The sequence below is a fragment of the Nocardioides sp. Soil777 genome, assembly GCF_001428425.1.
Classification (GTDB): Bacteria; Actinomycetota; Actinomycetes; order Propionibacteriales; family Nocardioidaceae; genus Nocardioides; species Nocardioides terrigena.
Window position 1 is genome coordinate 402,792 of the sequence record NZ_LMSN01000012.1, and the last position, 15,455, is coordinate 418,246.

Annotated in this window: 17 protein-coding genes; 7 read left to right on the plus strand and 10 right to left on the minus strand. The window is 73.4% G+C overall.

The annotated features are described in order from the left end of the window. Positions 1-2: 2 nt before the first annotated feature. Positions 3-962 carry a ketopantoate reductase family protein gene (locus tag ASG88_RS09420; protein WP_056887148.1) on the minus strand — a complete coding sequence of 320 codons (960 nt, stop codon included), beginning with the start codon at positions 960-962 and terminating at the stop codon, positions 3-5. Next, complete coding sequence (locus tag ASG88_RS09425) at positions 959-1,330, minus strand: GntR family transcriptional regulator (protein ID WP_056887149.1); 372 nt, start codon at positions 1,328-1,330, stop codon at positions 959-961. The genes ASG88_RS09420 and ASG88_RS09425 overlap by 4 nt, the downstream gene beginning before the upstream one ends. A gap of 38 nt (positions 1,331-1,368) precedes the next feature. On the opposite strand from ASG88_RS09425, the gene ASG88_RS09430 reads away from it, so the two are divergent. Continuing rightward, the gene (locus ASG88_RS09430; protein ID WP_056887150.1) at positions 1,369-2,286 is read left to right on the plus strand and encodes a PfkB family carbohydrate kinase; all 918 of its coding nucleotides are present in this window, start codon (positions 1,369-1,371) and stop codon (positions 2,284-2,286) included. Positions 2,287-2,292: 6 nt separating this feature from the next. Here ASG88_RS09430 and ASG88_RS09435 read toward each other — a convergent pair whose 3' ends face one another. The 4 genes from ASG88_RS09435 to ASG88_RS09450 form a co-directional block, all read right to left on the minus strand. After that, positions 2,293-2,862: a TIGR03086 family metal-binding protein gene (locus ASG88_RS09435; RefSeq protein ID WP_056887151.1), complete on the minus strand. Its 570-nt coding sequence runs from the start codon at positions 2,860-2,862 to the stop codon at positions 2,293-2,295. Then, complete coding sequence (locus tag ASG88_RS09440; protein WP_056887152.1) at positions 2,849-3,346, minus strand: SRPBCC domain-containing protein; 498 nt, start codon at positions 3,344-3,346, stop codon at positions 2,849-2,851. Before ASG88_RS09440 ends, ASG88_RS09435 begins: the two co-directional genes overlap by 14 nt. Further along, positions 3,343-3,699 carry an ArsR/SmtB family transcription factor gene (locus ASG88_RS09445; RefSeq protein WP_056887153.1) on the minus strand — a complete coding sequence of 119 codons (357 nt, stop codon included), beginning with the start codon at positions 3,697-3,699 and terminating at the stop codon, positions 3,343-3,345. The genes ASG88_RS09440 and ASG88_RS09445 overlap by 4 nt, the downstream gene beginning before the upstream one ends. Positions 3,700-3,801: 102 nt before the next feature. Further along, entirely contained in the window at positions 3,802-5,457 is a 1,656-nt protein-coding gene (locus tag ASG88_RS09450) for an FAD-dependent oxidoreductase (RefSeq protein WP_056887154.1), read from the minus strand. A gap of 64 nt (positions 5,458-5,521) precedes the next feature. On the opposite strand from ASG88_RS09450, the gene truA reads away from it, so the two are divergent. Further along, positions 5,522-6,358 (plus strand): tRNA pseudouridine(38-40) synthase TruA, encoded by an 837-nt coding sequence (gene truA, locus ASG88_RS09455; protein ID WP_056887155.1) that lies wholly within the window; start codon positions 5,522-5,524, stop codon positions 6,356-6,358. Then, positions 6,351-6,956 (plus strand): class I SAM-dependent methyltransferase, encoded by a 606-nt coding sequence (locus ASG88_RS09460; protein WP_056887156.1) that lies wholly within the window; start codon positions 6,351-6,353, stop codon positions 6,954-6,956. Before truA ends, ASG88_RS09460 begins: the two co-directional genes overlap by 8 nt. Positions 6,957-6,996: 40 nt before the next feature. Here ASG88_RS09460 and ASG88_RS09465 read toward each other — a convergent pair whose 3' ends face one another. The 3 genes from ASG88_RS09465 to ASG88_RS22580 all read right to left on the minus strand — a co-directional run bounded on the left by ASG88_RS09465 (position 6,997) and on the right by ASG88_RS22580 (position 8,893). Then, positions 6,997-7,278 (minus strand): hypothetical protein, encoded by a 282-nt coding sequence (locus ASG88_RS09465; protein ID WP_056887157.1) that lies wholly within the window; start codon positions 7,276-7,278, stop codon positions 6,997-6,999. A 149-nt stretch (positions 7,279-7,427) separates the two neighbouring features. Next, entirely contained in the window at positions 7,428-8,108 is a 681-nt protein-coding gene (locus ASG88_RS09470; RefSeq protein ID WP_056887158.1) for an isochorismatase family cysteine hydrolase, read from the minus strand. A gap of 17 nt (positions 8,109-8,125) precedes the next feature. Continuing rightward, on the minus strand, positions 8,126-8,893 hold the full coding sequence (locus tag ASG88_RS22580; protein ID WP_082600178.1) for a sortase domain-bontaining protein: 768 nt from the start codon (positions 8,891-8,893) through the stop codon (positions 8,126-8,128). A gap of 48 nt (positions 8,894-8,941) precedes the next feature. Here ASG88_RS22580 and mgrA point away from each other — a divergent pair, with 48 nt between their 5' ends. Both mgrA and ASG88_RS09490 read left to right on the plus strand, forming a co-directional pair. Beyond that, positions 8,942-9,985 carry an L-glyceraldehyde 3-phosphate reductase gene (gene mgrA / locus ASG88_RS09485; protein ID WP_056887160.1) on the plus strand — a complete coding sequence of 348 codons (1,044 nt, stop codon included), beginning with the start codon at positions 8,942-8,944 and terminating at the stop codon, positions 9,983-9,985. Then, positions 9,982-11,355 (plus strand): FAD-dependent oxidoreductase, encoded by a 1,374-nt coding sequence (locus tag ASG88_RS09490; RefSeq protein WP_056887161.1) that lies wholly within the window; start codon positions 9,982-9,984, stop codon positions 11,353-11,355. The genes mgrA and ASG88_RS09490 overlap by 4 nt, the downstream gene beginning before the upstream one ends. 25 nt (positions 11,356-11,380) lie before the next feature. Here ASG88_RS09490 and ASG88_RS09495 read toward each other — a convergent pair whose 3' ends face one another. Continuing rightward, positions 11,381-12,637: an Nramp family divalent metal transporter gene (locus ASG88_RS09495; protein ID WP_056887418.1), complete on the minus strand. Its 1,257-nt coding sequence runs from the start codon at positions 12,635-12,637 to the stop codon at positions 11,381-11,383. Between the two features lie 96 nt (positions 12,638-12,733). On the opposite strand from ASG88_RS09495, the gene ASG88_RS09500 reads away from it, so the two are divergent. Continuing rightward, entirely contained in the window at positions 12,734-14,428 is a 1,695-nt protein-coding gene (locus tag ASG88_RS09500) for an ABC-F family ATP-binding cassette domain-containing protein (protein ID WP_056887419.1), read from the plus strand. After that, positions 14,425-15,450, plus strand: coding sequence for a GNAT family N-acetyltransferase (locus ASG88_RS09505; RefSeq protein WP_056887162.1), 1,026 nt, complete (start codon positions 14,425-14,427; stop codon positions 15,448-15,450). The genes ASG88_RS09500 and ASG88_RS09505 overlap by 4 nt, the downstream gene beginning before the upstream one ends. The last annotated feature ends 5 nt before the right edge of the window (positions 15,451-15,455 follow it).

Below are 15,455 nucleotides of genomic sequence, written 5' to 3' on the forward strand. Positions count from 1 at the left end.
CGTCACCGGAGCGCGGCCAGGACCTCGTCGGCGGGGAGGCTGCGGGGCTCCCCGCCCGTCCGGGTCAGCCCACGGGTGGCGGCCACCACGGCCTCGCAGGCCGGGGTGGGCACGTCGTGCAGCCGCCCGAGGAGGACGACCTCGCCGGCCAGGTAGTCGATCTCGGTGTCGCCCGTGCCGCGGCGCAGGCTCTGCCAGGTGGAGCCGCCTGCCGGGGGCAGGTCGTCGCGGCGGCGCAGCAGGTCCCCGCGGCGCTCCCGGTCGTCCTCCGCGCTGGTCAACGTGAGCCCGGCGGCGGCCAGCACGCGCTCGCCCTCCCGCTGGGCGAGGTCGGCGAGCTCGTCGGCGGTGTCCCCGGGGACGAAGGAGGCGTCCACGCCGTTGCCGACGTTGAGCAGCAGCTTGCGACGCTTCCAGGCCATCACGTCGTCGCGCTCGACGGACTCGAAGCCCGCCGACCGCAGGTCCGAGACCACGGCCGCCGTGCGGTCGTCGGTCCCTGCCGGGACGCGGCCCACGTCGAGGAGACCGGGGACGGGGTGGCACTTCGCGACGACCAGTCCCGGCTCCAGGTGGGTGGACGGCAGCATCACGCACACGGCGTACGTCGCGGCGAAGCGGCGCAGGGCGGCCACCTCGGTGGCGACGCCGTTGGTGGCGCAGACGACGGTCGTGCCGGACGGGGCGTGTGTGGCCAGGTCGTCGAGGGCCGCGGCGGCCTGGTGCGACTTCACGGCGAGCAGGACGGCGGCGTCGTCGGTCCACTCCACCTCGGCGGCGCTGTCGGTGGCCGGTGCCACGATCCGGTGCATGCCGTCACCCGTGTCCAACCGCAGCCCTCCGTCGCGGATCGCGGCCAGGTGTGCGCCGCGGGCCACCAGCGTGGTGGGCAGGCCCGCGAGGTGCAGGTGGCCGCCGATCACACCCCCGACGGCCCCGGCGCCGTAGACGACCCACCTCATCGAGTCCAGCCCTGCTCGAGCAGCCGGGTGGCCTCGGCGAGGGTGAGACCTGCGCGCCGTGCCTCGAGGGCCAGCGTCGCGGCGGCCGCCCGGACCGCGGTCGGCGTGGCGACCCGACCGGTCACCCGCGTGCCGCGACGCCCCTCGGTGGCCACGAGCCCATCGGCCTCGAGCTCCTTGTAGACGCGAGCCACGGTGTTGACCGCGAGCCCGAGGTCTCCGGCCAGCGCGCGCACGGTCGGCAGGCGGCTGCCGGCGGGCAGGCGCCCGTCACCGATGCGGGTCGCGAGCTGCACACGCACCTGCTCGTACGGCGGGGTGCCGGAGTCGGCGTCGAGGGGTTCGAGGTCGACCGGGGCGAGCTCCATGGGCGCCAGCCTAGGCGCGGAGGTGGTAGAACCTCGTCATGGAGCAGGTGGCACTGGTGGCCGGTGAGGCACTCGTCGACGTGGTGCTGGGACGTGACGGCACTGAGCGCGACCACGCGGGCGGGAGCTCGGCCAACGCGGCCGTGGCGATGAGCCGGCTGGGCCGCCAGGTGTGGTTCGCGAGCGCCTGGGCGGACGACGCGCACGGACGGCTGCTGGCCGGGCACCTGGCCGACAACGGCGTGCGCCTGGCGGTCGACCCGCTGGCGCTCACCCGCACGGCGACCGCGGTGGCGACGCTGGCCGAGGACGGCTCGGCGAGCTACGAGTTCGACATCGAGTGGCGGGTCCCGGCCGTCACCCTGCCCGCGCACGTGGCGCCGGTCGTGGTGGTCTACGGCTCCATCGGGGCGGCACTGGCTCCGGGGGCTGACGACGTCGCGGCCCTGGTCGAGTCGTCGCGGGGGAGTGCGCTGACGGTCTTCGACGTCAACGCCCGCCCGGCGATCACGGGCGCCGGCGACGAGGTGGTCGCCCGGGCCGAGCAGATGGCGCGCCTCGCGGACGTCGTCAAGGCGAGCGACGAGGACCTGGAGGTGCTCTGGCCGGGACGGACCCACCGCGAGGTCGCGAGCCACCTCATCGCGGCCGGTGCCGGGGCGGTGGTGGTGACCATGGGCGGCGACGGGGTCAGCTGGTACGCCGAGGCCGACGAGGTCACCGTGCCGGCACCGGCCGTCGAGGTGGTGGACACGATCGGCGCCGGGGACACGGTGACGGCCGCGGTCGTGCACGCCCTGTGGGAGCTCGACGTCGTGGGACCCGGTGCGGGCGAGCGGTTGCGCGCGCTGGTCGCCGCCGAGCGCACCTCCGTGCTGGCGTTCGCGGCCCGGGCCGCGGCCGTGACCGTGAGCCGACCGGGCGGCGACCCGCCCCGGCGGCACGAGCTCGACTGAAGACCGTCAGCCGGTCGGGGGAGTCCAGGCCGGGTCGCGGCCGATGAACCCCATCAACTGGTCGACCACCGGGGCATCGTCCGGGACCGGCACCGGCGCGCCGTACTGGCCAGAGGAGCGCAGCACGTCCTCGATCGGCCTCATCCCGTCGAGCAGGGTCGTCGCGAAGTCCTCGTCGAGGTGCACCGGCTGTCCGGTGGCCCTCGCCAGGTCCCAGCTGTGCATGAAGACGTCGGCGGTGTAGAACCGGTCGACGGCGTCCGCGAGCCGGTGCGTGCCGGCGTACGGGTGGGTGAACGACTCGTCACCGCGCTCGTCGACCAGGTCCTGGACGGAGCGCGCCTGGTGCTGCCACGCGGCGGCCGGGTCGTCGACGACCGGCGGGCCGGCGGGGAGCGGGACCCCGCCGCCCGCGAGGAACCCGGGGAACCACCCCACGAGGTGGGCGACCACGTCGCGGGCGGTCCACCCGTCGACCGGTGCGGGCGCCTGCCAGGAGGCGGCACCGTCGACGAGCCGGCCGAAGGCCGCGGCCACCTCGCGGTGCCGCGCCGCCGGGTCGTCAGGCAACGCCATCGGCCAGCAGCCTGTCCAGCTTGGCGTAGCCCTCGTGGATGCCGACCTCCATGCCGCTGGCCAGCATCCCGTCGCGCGCCTCGAAGGAGTCGCACAACGAGAACCCGTGGAGGCGGGTGATGCCGTCGCCGAGGTCCTCGAAGGTCATCGTCTCCAGGGCGATGGCGTCGGGCATCCCCTCCCAGGTGAACGTCTGCACCAGCTTGTCCTCGCCCACGTGGGGGAAGGTGCCGCGGAACGCGTACTCCTCGCCGTCGCGCTCGGCGACGTACCGGTAGGAGCCGAGGGTGCGGCAGTCCCAGTGGTCGATGCGGGTGGTGAGCGAGGAGGGACCGATCCACCGGGCGAAGAGCTCGGGGTCGGTGTGGGCCCGCATGAGCTGCGCGGGGGTGGCGGCGAAGTCGCGCCAGATGTGGACGGCAGGGACGGTCGGGTCGGCCTCGATGGCGGCCTCGCTGTAGCGGTGGTCCTGGGTGGTGGTCATGATGCGGTTCCTTCCTCGGTGGTGGGGATGTCCTTGTCCTGCAGGGAGGCGAGCACGGCGTCGAGTCGCGTGAAGCGCTCCTCCGCCTGTCGCCGGTAGCGCTCGATCCACTTCGTCATCAGGTCGAACACCTCGGCTTCCAGGTGCACCGGGCGGCGCTGGGCGTCCCGGCTGCGGGTCACCAGGCCGGCCTCCTCGAGCACCTTGAGGTGCTTGGAGACGGCCTGGAGGCTCACGTCGTACGGCTCGGCGAGATCGCCCACCGTCGCGTCGGCGACGGTGAGGCGGGCGATCATGTCGCGTCGCGTGGGGTCGGCGAGGGCGGCGAAGACCCGGGAGAGCTGGTCGGTCATGGCGTCCACCTTCCTCAACTGTTCGGTTGAATAAAGGTAGGCCGCCTCCGGACCGTTGTCAACCGGTGTGTTGAACTCGCAGGTCAAGAGGGTCTGGGTCGGTCAGGCCAGCCACTCGTGCACGAGGGAGACCACCGACGCCCCCTCCCCGGAGGCGGACGCGACGCGCTTCATCGATCCGGAGCGGATGTCGCCGGCGGCGAAGATGCCGGGCACGGTCGTGGCCAGGTTGGCCGGCGGGAGGCCGTCGCGCCAGGCACCGGCCGGGACGTCGCGTCCGGTCAGCACGAAGCCGCGCTCGTCGCGAGCGACCTCGTCGGGCAGCCACTCGCAGTGCGGGTCCGCCCCGAGGAGCAGGAACAGTCCCCGGATCTCGCGGCGGTGCGTCGCGCCACTCGTGACGTCCTCGACGTCCACCCACTCCAGCCGTCCGTCCCCACCCCCGTCGACCACGCGGGCGCTGCCGAGGACCTCGATGCGGGGGTTGTAGCCGATCTCGTTGACCAGGTAGTGCGACATGGTGGCCGACAGGTCGGGACGCCGGACCATGATGGTGACCGAGCGGGCGAAGCGGGCCAGGTGCACGGCGGCCTGGCCGGCGCTGTTGCCGCCGCCGACCACGATGACGTCGGCACCCTCCATCTCGCGGGACGCGGTCATGGCGGCGCCGTAGTGGACGCCGTACCCGACCAGGGCGTCGAGGGACTCGATGCCGATCCGGCGGTAGGTCACGCCGGTCGAGATCACCACGGCGCGGGCCTGCACGTCACCGCCCTCGGTGCGGACGACGTGCGGCCGCCCGTCGGTCCCCGGCTCCAGCGCGACGACCGGCCAGCCGGTGAAGAAGCGCGTGCCGAAGCGGATCGCCTGGCTGCGGGCACGCTGGGCCAGCCGCATCCCGGAGATGCCGCGGGGGAAGCCGAGGTAGTTGCGGATCATGGAGCTGGTGCCGGCCTGGCCTCCGATCGCCTCGCCCTCGACGGTGACGGTGGAGAGGCCCTCGCTGGCGGCGTACACACTGGCGGCGAGCCCGGCCGGGCCGGCACCGATGACCACCAGGTCGACCACCTGGTCGACCTCGATGTCGTCGGGACGGCCGTAGAGGGTCACCGCGAGGTCGCGCGTGGTGCGCGGCACGAAGGGTGCCGTGGACGTGAAGGCCTCCACCACGGGCCACTGGTCCGGCTCGCCGACGTGGCGGGAGAGGACGTCGCGGCCGTCGTCGCTGTCGGGGTGGAAGACGCCGCACGGCAGCCCGACGCGCTCGAGGTAGTCGCGCAGCTGCAGGGTCAGGCTGTCGTGCTCGGGTGTGACGATCCGGACCGACACCACCTCCGGCACCGCGACGGTGGCCGCCCAGTCGTTGAGCAGGTCGATGATCGCGCTGTGGAACTCCTCGTCGCGGACCCCGCGCGGCATGAGCAGGAACGCGTCGTACTTGCCGGTGGCCTGACCGGCACGCAGGGCCTCGGCGTCGCGGCGGAAGTTCTCGTAGTGGGCGACGACGACCCGGCGCGCAGTCGGGACGGCCTGCCGGATCTTGCCGATCGCGGGGTAGACGTCCATGTCGGGCAGCTCGGACTCGATGACGAACAGCGCCACCTGGCCGCCCGCGTCCAGGACGTCGAGCGCCTGGTGCTTGGCGTCGGCCGCGCCGGCGGCGGAGCGGACGTCGTACTCGTGGGCGTAGCGGGAGAACTGCTGCTCCAGGACGTCGAGGTGGTTGCCGGAGACCAGGATGATCGCGGGGTTGCTCACCCCCCGAGTATGGCGGCCCGGGGCGCAGCAGGGAGGGTCTGCGAGGGCCACCTAGGATCGTCGGGTGCGCATCCGGCTCGACCTGTCCTACGACGGGACCGACTTCAAGGGCTGGGCCGTCCAGCCGTCGCTCCGGACGGTGCAGGGCACGCTCGAGGAGGCGCTGGCCACCGCGCTGCGGGTCCCGTCGGTGCGCGTCGTGTGTGCCGGGCGCACCGACACCGGGGTGCACGCCCGCGGGCAGGTGGTCCACCTGGACATCGCCCCCGAGAGCCTGACGGGGTCGTCCGGGCGCAGGGGGGACTCGCCCATGGAGGCGCTGGCCCGCAGGCTCAACGGCATCCTGCCGCCCGACGTGCACGTACGCCGCGCGCTCGAGGCGCCGGCGGGCTTCGACGCCCGCTTCTCGGCGACCTGGCGGCGCTACGCCTACCGGGTGGCCGACGACCCCGCTCTGGTCGACCCACTGGTCCGCTCCCACGTGCTGGCGTGGCCGAAGCCACTGGACCTCGACGCCATGAACACCGCGTCCCGGGCGCTCCTCGGGCTGCGGGACTTCGCGTCCTTCTGCCGACGACGCGAGGGTGCCACCACGGTCCGCACCCTCACGGAGCTCGAGTGGACCCGGGACGAGACGGGGATCGCGGTCGCGCGGGTCGTGGCCGACGCGTTCTGCCACAGCATGGTGCGCTCGCTGGTCGGTTGCCTGCTGGCCGTCGGGGACGGGCGCCGGCCCCCGGAGTGGGCGGCCGAGACGCTGGCGGGGCGTCGCCGGAACCCCGCCGTGACCGTCGTACACGCCCACGGACTGACGCTGGAGGAGGTCGGCTACCCGGAGGGCGCCGAGCTCGCCGCGCAGGCCGAACGGGCCCGCAACACCAGGGAGGCCATGGATGACTGAGGACCAGGACCACTACTTCACCGCGGACCCGAGCGTGCCGTTCGAGCGCGAGACGTTCACCGCGTCCGTGTGGGGGCACGACCTCGAGCTCACGAGCGGTGCCGGCGTGTTCAGCCGAGGTCACCTCGACCACGCGACGGCCGTGCTCTTCCGGGAGGTGGAGCCGCCGGTCGCGGGCCGCTTCCTCGACCTCGGCTGCGGGTACGGCGTCATCGGGCTGGCCATCGCCACGGCCGTCCCGCTCTCGTCGGTGATCGGGCTCGAGGTCAACGAGCGGGCCATCCTGCTCGCCAACGAGAACGCCGCCGGGCTCGGGGTGGGCGGCCACTTCGTCGCCTGCCGGGCGGCCGACGTCCCCTCGGACATGCAGTTCGACGAGATCTGGTCCAACCCGCCGATCCGGATCGGCAAGGAGGCGCTGCACGAGCTGCTGCTCACGTGGCTCCCGCGCCTCGCACCGGGCGGGCGCGCGGTGATGGTCGTCGGCAAGAACCTCGGCGCCGACTCGCTGCAGCGGTGGCTGGGGGAGCAGGGCTACCCGACCACGCGGCTCGCGTCGGCCAAGGGCTTTCGGGTGCTGGAGGCCCGGCGGGGCTGAGCCGCCGCCGGGCGCACCTGCACGTGGTGGAACGGTCCGGTCAGGACTCGATCTGCTCGATGATCGCGTCGACGTCGGTGTCGGAGAAGAGCGGCAGGATGATCATCGTCCACTCCGACCGCTTGGCGTCGAGCGCGCTCGCGAGGTCCCAGGCGGCCTGGGCGGTCATCGGTCCGAGACGGACGACGTCGCCGGCCTCCTCGTCCTCGAAGTCGGTGTCGACCTCCACCATCCAGGTGTCCGACCAGTCGGTCGCGAAGTCTTCGAACGCGGCGTCCTTGTCGTCCGGGGTGTCCTCGGCGACGGGGAAGATGAGGCCCATGTGAGTTCCGTTCGTGTCGGGTGGAGCGGACGGGTTCATCGTGGCACGCCGCGCACAGGCGCGGGTACGCCGCGGGTGACGACAGTGCGTGGAAGCACCCGCCCGTGGGCGTGCGTGGTGCTCCTGCGCACACTCGATGCGGGCCGGGGTCAGCGGCCGGCGCGGATGAGGTTGACGACGTCGGCGGTGGGGCGCACGTCGCCGTACGAGCGGTAGACGACGTGCAGGGTGGCGTTGTGGTCCCGGTCGCGCATGGCGGCGCAGGCGTCGGCGACGAGGATGACCCGGAGGTCGAGGGTGGCGGCGTCGCGGACGCTGGCCTCGACGCAGACGTTGGTGACCGTGCCCGTCACGACGATCGTGTCGATGCCGCGCTCCGCCAGCAGGTCGGGCAGGTCGCTGCTGCCGGGGAAGAACGCGCTGCGCTCCGTCTTCTCGGCAACCAGGTCCTCGTCGTGGACCGACAGCCCCGGCCAGAGGCGCTCGGCCGGCGTGCCGGGACCTCCCGACCGGGCGTAGCGCTCGGCGACCTCGTCGCCCAGGTGCTCGCGCTCGCGGGCGGTGGGCTCGCGGTAGCCGGGCACGACCCAGGCCACCACGCCACCGGCGGAGCGGAGCTCGTCGGCGAGGAGGTTGACGTGGGGGACGATGCCGCGGCAGTAGGCCGACTCCTCGACGAAGAACGGCACGAGGTCGATGACGACCAGGGCGGTGCGCGCCGGGTCGAGGGACTCGAAGGCGAAGCGGCGGCCGCGGCGCTGCTGGTGGCGGAGGTACTCGCGCTCCTCGACGAGCCAGTCGTGGAGGGCGACGTCGGTGGAGGAGGCCATGGGGCGAGGCTAGGAGGTCAGGCGGCCCGCGTGGCGACGAGCACGCCGATCTTGTCGATCCGGTGCTCGGGGTTGTCGAACTCGTCGGACCAGTAGTTGCCCGCGGCGTGGTCCTCGAGGGTGGCGCATGTCGACAGGGTGATCATCGGGCGGGTGGCCTCGACGCCGGGTCGACCGGGGACCGGGGCGCGCTGGGCGGCCAGCGACTCCTGCGAGCGGAACGACGTCCAGCGGGTGCGGCGTACCTCGTAGACGTGCACGGTGCCGCCCACCCGCACCAGCACCCGACTGCCCCTCGGCAGGGACGGCAGGTAGCGGAACGGCTCGGTCGAGGAGAGCCGGTGCCCGGTCACGATGTGGTTGCCGACCTCTCCGGCGGCCACGCCACCGCCCGGCCCGCGGGGCGACGCGAGGTCGCCGTCGTTCTGGATCGCCGTGCCGGGGGCGTCGTCGGGCGACCCGGGGTAGCGCACGACCGGGAAGTCCCGGAGGCCCAGGCGCGGGACGGTGAGGTACGCCCGGCGGGGCTCGGGCGCCGGGGCGGCGTCCGGGGTGGTCGGCTCGGACGTGGGCGCCGGAGAGGTGGGCGTCGGAGTGCGCGGCAGCACCCACGGGGGAGGGGAGGAGGGTCTCGACCCCGCTGGCGCGGCGCCGGATGCAGCGGACGGCGAGGTGGACGGCGAGGCGGACGGGTCGGGCAGCGGGGGCGTGGCCCACGGCGACGAGCACCCGGTGACCAGCGCGCAGCCGAGCGCCACCGCGACCACCCGTCGTACGCCTGCCATCCCTCCACGCTAGGCCCGGGGCACAAGTCCACCTGCAAGAGTGGACCCATGACGTACGACGCAGCCGAGGACCGCTACGACTCCATGGACTACCGCTTCACCGGCCGGAGCGGGCTCAAGCTCCCGGCGCTGAGCCTGGGGCTGTGGCAGAACTTCGGTACCGACCGCTCCGAGGAGACCCAGCGGGCGATCCTGCGGCGCGCCTTCGACCGCGGCGTGACGCACTTCGACCTGGCCAACAACTACGGCCCGCCCTACGGCCGCGCCGAGGAGAACTTCGGCCGCTACCTCCGCGACGACTTCGCGCCCTACCGCGACGAGCTCGTCATCTCGACCAAGGCCGGCTACGACATGTGGCCCGGGCCCTACGGCCAGGGCGGCGGCAGTCGCAAGTACGTGCTCGCCAGCCTCGACCAGTCGCTGGCCCGGATGGGCCTCGACTACGTCGACATCTTCTACAGCCACCGCTTCGACCCCGAGACGCCCGTCGAGGAGACGATGGCGGCGCTCGACACCGCGGTGCGCAGCGGCCGGGCTCTGTACGCCGGGATCTCGTCGTACTCCGCCGACAAGACGCGCGAGGCGGCGACCATCGCCCGCGAGCTCGGCACCCCGCTGCTGATCCACCAGCCGTCCTACTCGATGCTCAACCGCTGGATCGAGGCCCCCCAGGACGGGGGGCAGAGCCTGCTCGACGAGCTCGAGGAGCAGGGGATGGGCTGCATCGTCTTCACCGCCCTCGCCCAGGGCCTGCTGACCGACCGCTACCTGAAGGGCGTCCCCGGGGACAGCCGCGCGGCCCGCGACGACAGCACCCTGGCCGGGCTCGAGGACGACGTGCTCGACCGCGTCCGGGCGCTCGACGAGATCGCGCAGCAGCGAGGGCAGAAGCTCGCCCAGCTCGCCCTCCAGTGGGCGCTGCGCGACCCGCGGGTCACCAGCGCGGTGATCGGTGCGAGCAGCGTCGAGCAGCTCGACACCAACCTCGACGCCCTCGACGGTCCGCCGCTCACCGACGACGAGCTGGCCGCGATCGACCGGCACGCCGTCGACTCCGGCATCAACCTGTGGGCCAAGCAGACCGAGGAATGAGCAAGCGCACGCGCGTCCTCGTCGTCGGGGCCGACGCCGCGGGCATGTCGGCGGCGCACCAGGCGCTGCGGACCGCCCGGCGCACCGGGCGCGAGCTCGCGATCACCGTCCTCGAGCGCAGCACCCACACGTCGTACTCCGCGTGCGGGATCCCCTACTGGATGGCCGGCGACGTCGACTCCGGCGACGACCTCGTCGCCCGGACCGCCGAGCGGCACCGCGAGGCCGGGATCGACCTGAGGCTGGGCACCGAGGCGGTCGCCGCCGACCTCGCGGCCCGCACGGTGACCACCGCGTCCGGGGAGGTGCTGGACTACGACGAGCTGGTGGTGGCGACCGGTGCTCCCGCGATCGTGCCGGACTGGGCGCTGCGCCCCGACGGCACGCCGTACGACACGGTCGGCCCGGTCAAGACGCTCGACGACGGCGCCGCGTGGCTGGACCGCTTCGACGCCGCCGGCGACGGTGCCCACGTCGTGGTCGTGGGCGCGGGCTACATCGGGGTCGAGGTCGCCGAGGCTGCGCTGCGCCGCGGCCTCGGGGTGACCGTGCTGACCCGCGGGCACGGGCTCGCCCTGCTGGAGGAGGAGATGTCCGAGCGGGTGGCCGTGGCGCTGTGCGACGCGGGTGCCGAGGTGGTGCTCGGCGCCGAGGTGACGGGCCTCGAGGTCGACGGCGACCGGGTCACCGGGGTGCACTGGGACGGCGGCACCCGCGACGCCGACCTGGTCGTCCTCGCGATCGGGGTGCGGCCCGGGACCGCCTTCCTCGACGGCTCGGGCCTGGAGGCCGCCGACAACGGCGCCCTGCGCCCGGACCCGCACGGACGCGTGGCCGAGCACGTGTGGGCGGCCGGTGACTGCTGCGAGGTACGCCGCCGCGTCGACGACCGCTGGGTCTTCCGGCCCCTGGGCACCCACGCCACCAAGCACGGACGGGCGCTGGGCGACTCGCTCGCCGGCGGGACGCTGTCCTTCCCGGGGGTCGTGGACACCTCGATCACCCGCTTCGCCGCGGGTGGGGAGTACCTCGAGATCGCCCGCACCGGGCTGGGCCGCGCGGAGGCCGAGGCCGCCGGGCTGGACCCGGTCGCCCTGGTGACCGAGGGGAGCACCGCGAGCGGCTACATGCCCGAGGCCGATCCCGTGGCCCTCTGGGTGATGGCCGACCGGGGCACCCGGCGGCTGCTGGGCGTGCAGGTCGTGGGCGGTCGCGGCGCGGGCAAGCGCGTCGACGCCGCCGCGGCGGTCCTGTGGGCCGGCGGCACGGTCGACGACCTGGCCTGGATGGACCTCGCCTACGCCCCGCCGTTCTCGACGGCGTGGGACGTCCTGCAGATCGCCGCCCGGCGGGTGGCCGAACGGTTCTGATCCGTCCGGGCCACCCGCGTGGGGGTCACACGCCGGAGACGGCCTTGCGCACCTCGTTGACGCACAGCGCGACGAAGGCCAGCGCGATGATCGCCATCAGCACGTTGGAGTGGAGCTTGTTGCGCCACTCGACCGGCGTGCGGTCGGTGTTGAGCAGCCACAGCAGCGTGACCGCGAGGAACGGCATGAAGAACGCGCCCAGCACGCCGTAGGCGAGGATCAGCCAGACCGGCTTGCCGAGGAACAGCATCGCCATGGGCGGGAAGGTCAGCCACAGGATGTAGGCCTTGTACCACTTGCCGCCGGCGCGGGCGTCCGCGTCCTCGCTCGTGCCGCCGCGCACGTTGGTCATGAAGTCGGCGAACATCAGGCTCACGCCGTTCCACACGCCGACGAGTGACATCGCGGCCGCCCAGAACCCGACGAGGAAGACCTTGCCGGCCCACTCGCCGTACCGGTCCTGGAGCACCACGGCCAGGTCGACGAGGCCGGCGTCGCCCTGCTCGATGGCGACGTTGGTGGAGTAGAGCAGCTCGGCGCCGACGACCAGGGTGGCGAGCACGAAGAGCCCGGTCACCACGTAGGCGACCGTGTTGTCGATGCGCATGACGCGCATGTACGACGGGGTGGACCAGCCCTTCTCGCGCAGCCAGTAGCCGTACGCCGCGAGGGTGATGGTGCCGCCGACGCCACCGGCCAGGGCGAGTGTGTTGACCAGGCCGCCGTCAGGGATGCGCGGGGCGAGCCCGGTGAGCAGCTCGGGGATGTTGGGGGTGGCCAGCAGTGCGGCGCCGACCATGGTGACGAACATCAGGCCGACGAGGGCGGCCAGGACCTTCTCGAAGGTGCTGTAGCGGCCCGTCCACACCAGGGCCAGGCCGATGAGGCCCGAGAGGATGCCCCACCACGTGACCGACAGGACCCCGGTGAGCCCGGCGAGCGCGAGCCCGGTGCCGGCCATCGCCGCGGCGCCGTACACGAAGCCCCAGATGACGATGTAGGGGGCGAAGTACCACGTCGTCCAGATGCCCAGCGAGCGCCAGCCCTCGAAGATCGTGCGGCCGGTGGAGAGGGAGTAGCGACCCGCCCCCTCGACCAGGACGATCTTCATCAGGCAGCCCACGACCACGCACCACAGGAGCGTGTAGCCGAACTTCTGACCGGCGATCAGGGTGGCGACGAGGTCGGCCGCGCCGACGCCGGTGGCGGCGACGACGAGGCCGGGACCGATGACGCGCCACTTGGGGACGGTGGACGTGGTGGGTTCGTTCTGGACGGACATGCGCTCCACCCTAAAGTGGTCCAGACCACTTCCGACACGCCGCCCGCCGGATTTAACGCGTGGCCGCAGGCCTCCGCGTCACCGACAATGGTCCGCGTGGGACATGTGGATGTGTCGGGAGTGCGCTACGAGCTGCCCGACGGACGAGTGCTTCTGGACGACGTGGGCTTCCGGGTCGGTGACGGTGCCAAGGTCGCGCTGGTCGGCGCCAACGGCGCCGGCAAGACGACCCTGCTCCGCATCGTGACCGGCGACCTCGTCCCGCACGCAGGCGCGGTCAACCGCTCCGGCGGGCTGGGCGTCATGCGGCAGTTCGTCGGCCACGGAGGGATCGACGAGACCGTCGCCGACCTGCTCCTCAGCGTCGCCCCGCCGCGGGTGCAGGCGGCCTCGCGCGCGGTCGACGAGTGCGAGCTCGCGCTCATGGAGACCGACGACGAGGCGACGCAGATGCGCTACGCCGAGGCGCTGTCGGAGTACGCCGACGCGGGTGGCTACGACCTCGAGGTCACCTGGGACACGTGCACCGTCGCCTCGATGGGCCTGCCCTACGACCGGGCCCGGCACCGCTCGCTCTCGACCCTCTCCGGCGGTGAGCAGAAGCGGCTGGTGCTGGAGTACCTCCTGCGCGGCCCCGACGAGGTGCTGCTGCTCGACGAGCCCGACAACTACCTCGACGTGCCCGGCAAGATCTGGCTCGAGCAGCGCATCCGCGAGTCGGCCAAGACGATCCTGTTCATCAGCCACGACCGCGAGCTCTTGGCCAACACCGCGACCCGGATCGTGACCGTCGAGCTGGGCGCGGCCGGCAACCTGGTCTGGACGCACCCGGGCGGCTTCGCGAGCTACCACGAGGCCCGCGAGGACCGGTTCCTCCGCTTCGAGGAGCAGCGCCGTCGCTGGGACGAGGAGCACGCCAAGATCAAGGCGCTCGTGCTGCGGCTCAAGATCAAGTCCGAGTACAACGACGGCATGTCCTCGCAGTACCGCGCCGCCCAGACGCGGCTGCGCAAGTTCGAGGAGGCCGGCCCGCCGACCGAGCAGCCGCGCGAGCAGCAGGTGTCGATGCGCCTCAGGGGCGGTCGCACGGGCAAGCGCGCCGTGGTGTGCACCGACCTCGAGCTCACCGGGCTGATGAAGCCCTTCGACCTCGAGGTCTGGTACGGCGAGCGCGTCGCGGTCCTGGGGTCCAACGGCTCCGGCAAGTCGCACTTCCTGCGGCTGCTCGCGGCCGGGGGCAGCGACCCCGACGTCGAGCACCGCCCGGTGGGGGAGCCGCCCGCCCCGGTGCCGCACACCGGCAAGGCCAAGCTGGGGGCCCGGGTGCGTCCCGGGTGGTTCGTGCAGACCCACGACCACCCCGAGCTCCGCGGCAAGACGCTGCTGGAGGTCCTGCACCGCGGCGACGGCCAGCCCGCAGGCCAGGGCCGCGCCGGGATGGGTCGCGAGCAGGCGAGCCGGGTGCTCGACCGCTACGAGCTCGCGCACGCCGGGGAGCAGACCTTCGAGTCGCTCTCGGGCGGCCAGCAGGCGCGCTTCCAGATCCTGCTGCTCGAGCTGAGCGGCGCGACCCTGCTGCTCCTCGACGAGCCCACCGACAACCTCGACGTGCAGAGCGCCGAGGCCCTGGAGACGGGCCTCGACGCCTTCGACGGCACCGTGCTCGCCGTCACCCACGACCGGTGGTTCGCCCGGGGCTTCGACCGGTTCCTGGTCTACGGCGCCGACGGCGAGGTCTACGAGTCCGACGGGCCGGTCTGGGACGAGGGTCGGGTGGCCAGGTCGCGATGAGCCAGCTGGAGATCCGGGAGCTCGACCCGGCCGACGACGCCGCGCTCGACGCGTGGCACCACGTGTACGACGTCGCCGAGCGGCACGAGCTCGGCGACGTCGCCGCGGTGTGGCAGCTCGAGGAGATCCGGGCCCTGATGCAGGACCGGGGATCGCACTCGTGGTCGGGCGGGTGGTCGGGCCTCGTCGACGGCGAGGCGGTGGCCAGCGGCTGGATGCGCACCCCGCTGCTGGACAACCCGGAGCTGGCCGAGATGACGGTGCACGTCCTGCCCGACCACCGGCGCCGCGGGCACGGCTCCGCCATGCTGCGGCACCTCGAGGGCGTCGCCGCCGAGCGGGGGCGCCGGGTCCTCACCGGACTCGCCTCCTGGCCGTACGACGCGGGGTCGGACGGGGCGGGCGCGTCCGGGCCGGCGTTCGCGGCCGCTCGTGGCTGGTCGCTCGCGCTGTCGGAGGTGCAGCGCGAGCTCACGCTCCCGGTGGCGGCCGGGGTCCTCGACCGCCTGGCCGAGGAGGCGGCGCGTGCCCACGCGGCGTACACGCTGAGGTCGTGGGTGGGGCCGGTCCCCGACGACCTGCTCCGCGGCTGGGCCGAGCTGACGTCGAGCCTGGCGACCGAGGCGCCGACGGGCGACCTCGAGCTCGAGCCCGAGGCGGTCAGCACCGAGGCGGTGCGTGAGCGCGAGGCGACGATCGAGCGGCAGGGCCGCACGAAGTACAACACCGTGGCCCTCGACGCCGACGGCGTCGTGGTCGCCTACACCGACCTCGCGACCACGGTCCACGAGCCGGGGCGGGCCTACCAGTGGGGGACCCTGGTGCGGCGCGACCACCGCGGCCATCGGCTGGGGGTGGCGGTCAAGGTCGCCAACCTGCGCCTGCTCGAGCGCGAGCGCCCGGACGTGCGCCGGCTGACGACCTACAACGCCGAGGTCAACGCGCACATGGTCGGTGTCAACGAGGCGATGGGCTTCGTGCCGGTGGCCCGGCTCGGGGACTTCCAGAAGCGCCTGGACTGAGCCCC